Annotated in this window: 2 protein-coding genes; one reads left to right on the forward strand and one right to left on the reverse strand. The window is 66.1% G+C overall.

Annotated elements, in window-relative coordinates; all coding sequences use genetic code 11:
• Positions 1–1,198: LTA synthase family protein (locus tag EN742_RS32025; RefSeq protein ID WP_148670408.1), on the reverse strand; the 1,198-nt coding region annotated here is incomplete at its 3' end.
• Between the two features lie 269 nt (positions 1,199–1,467).
• On the opposite strand from EN742_RS32025, the gene fabD reads away from it, so the two are divergent.
• A partial coding sequence (fabD, locus tag EN742_RS32030) for an ACP S-malonyltransferase (RefSeq protein ID WP_128333728.1) occupies positions 1,468–2,384 on the forward strand: 917 nt, incomplete at its 3' end.

Consider the following 2,384-nt stretch of genomic DNA (forward strand, 5'->3'; position numbering starts at 1 on the left):
GTCCACGCTTCTGCATCGGCGGCAGCGTCTCCTCGGAGCGGAAGTCGTTGAAGCCGAAATCGGCATAGACCGCGCCGCGGTTCCAGAACCAGTTGGTGCCCGGATGGATGGCGCGCGCCCGGTAGCCCTCGCTCTTCAGGAAGGTCGCCAGCGACGGCGTCGGCGTGCGCACATACTGCTGGTAGGGAATCGAGCCCGCCGGCAGGAAGGCGTTGGAGAAGCCGGTCAGCGCCTCGAACTCGATATTGGCGGTCATGCCGCCGAATTCCGGCGAGAACATGTAGCCGGAGCGCAGCGCCCGCACATTGGGGATCGGGTCCGGCGTGATGGTGACGCCCGGCAGCTTGGTCGGATCCCAGAAGGATTCGCTCATGACGACGATGATGTCGGGCTTCTCGTCGGGCACCGAGGCCGTCACCTGGGGCCGCTCGATCGCCGCGATCGCCTTGTCCGAATAGCCCGAAGGCGCCGAAACATGCGCCATCGGCACGTTGAGCGCGAAGGCCAGCGCAAAACCGTTGGAGGCGTAGTTTTCCTTCTGGTCCCACATGATCGGGATGATCTGCAGCCGGTCGCGGGTCCACGAGAAGGTGGCGTAATCCATGATCGAGACGAAGAAGGCGAGCAGCGGCACCGTCAGCGTCAGCCGCGCCAGCCGTCCCTTGCGGCTGAGGATCGGCACCTTGCGGCGCCACAGGCGCCAGCCATAAGCGAGCAGCGCCAAGCCGGCGATGATCCCCACCGCCAGCATGGCGGCGGTCCACGGCCGTTCGCGCACCAGAAGCGGCATCAGCGCCATGATCTGGCGGGAATAGAGGAAATCGGTCGGGTAGAGCGGATCGCCGAGATAGTGCGATTTTTGGTGACCGACAAAGGCCAGCGCCAGCGTCAGCGGCGCCACGATCATCAGGCCTTGGTGGCTGCGGCCGATGACGGCGTCGAGCCCGATCAGCACCAGCGCGAAGACGATGATGGTGGTCCAGCCCGGCTTGAAGGGCTGCAGGAAGAAGGCGACCGTGCCGGAAAAATCGCCGCGCACGATCCACTCGATCGCGAACACCAGTATGGCGGAAGCGAGAAGGGTGACGAGACCGTAGCGGACGATCGGCCATCTCCGCCCCGGCAGGTAGCCGGTGGACGGATCGTCTTCCAAGAACTGCGGCGCGGGTCTGGCCGCGCCCTTGCTGATCCTTGCCACTTCACTTCCCCCGGCCCGCGAAACGCGTTTTTCCACCCGCGTCACCGTTCTGTCATGGAACTGTCATCTAAAAGCTAGCGGCCTGTGGCGAAAATAAGAAGAGCCAGCAAACGATTCGTGAGCGGTTTTCATCAGGTGTGATCGAAAAAAAGTCTTTTGGAACAGGCACTCGCGCGGCGATTTGGCGTCGCATTGGGCAACCGCGGGCTTGACTTGGCCGTCCGCCTTGCGCCACAGGCAGGAAAAATCAGCCATTGGAGAGCCTCGACATGGCCGTCGCATTCACCTTTCCGGGACAGGGCAGCCAGGCTGTCGGCATGGGCAAGGACCTGGCGGACGCCTTCCCCGAGGCACGCAAAGTGTTCGAGGAAGTCGACGACGCGCTTGGCGAGAAACTGTCGAAGCTGATCTGGGAAGGGCCGGAAGAGACGCTGACGCTGACCGCCAACGCCCAGCCGGCGCTGATGGCAGTGTCGCTGGCCGCGATCCGCGCGCTGGAGGCGCGTGGCTTTTCGCTGAAGGACAAGGTGGCCTGCGTCGCCGGGCACTCGCTGGGCGAATATTCGGCGCTTGCCGCCGCCGGCTTCGTTTCCGTGGCGGATGCCGCGCGGCTGCTGCGCGTGCGCGGCAATGCCATGCAGGCGGCGGTGCCGGCGGGCGAGGGCGCCATGGCGGCAATCATCGGTCTGGAGCAGGCCGAGGTCGAGGCAGCCTGCGCCGAGGCGGCACAAGGCTCCGTCTGCCAGGTCGCCAATGACAATGGCGGCGGCCAGCTGGTGATCTCCGGCGCCAAGCCCGCGGTCGAGCTCGCGGCGAAGCTGTGCACGGAAAAGGGTGCCAAGCGGGCGCTGATGCTGCAGGTCTCCGCCCCCTTCCACTCGGCGCTGATGGCGCCGGCCGCCGAAATCATGCGCGAGGCGCTGGCCGGCGTGGCGAAGAGCGCGCCGGTGGTTCCCGTCGTCTCCAACGTCACGGTCACCCCGACCAGCGATCCCGACGAGATCGCCCGGCGCTTGGTCGCGCAGGTGACGGGCCGCGTGCGCTGGCGCGAGACGGTGGAGTGGTTCGCCGCCAACGGTGTCGTCACGCTCTACGAAATCGGCGCCGGCAAGGTGCTGTCTGGCCTGGCGCGGCGCATCAACCGCGACGTCGCCACCGGCGCCGATTTCGTAGAGCGTGACGACAC

The organism is Mesorhizobium sp. M4A.F.Ca.ET.020.02.1.1 (assembly GCF_004022645.1).
Taxonomy (GTDB): Bacteria; Pseudomonadota; Alphaproteobacteria; order Rhizobiales; family Rhizobiaceae; genus Mesorhizobium.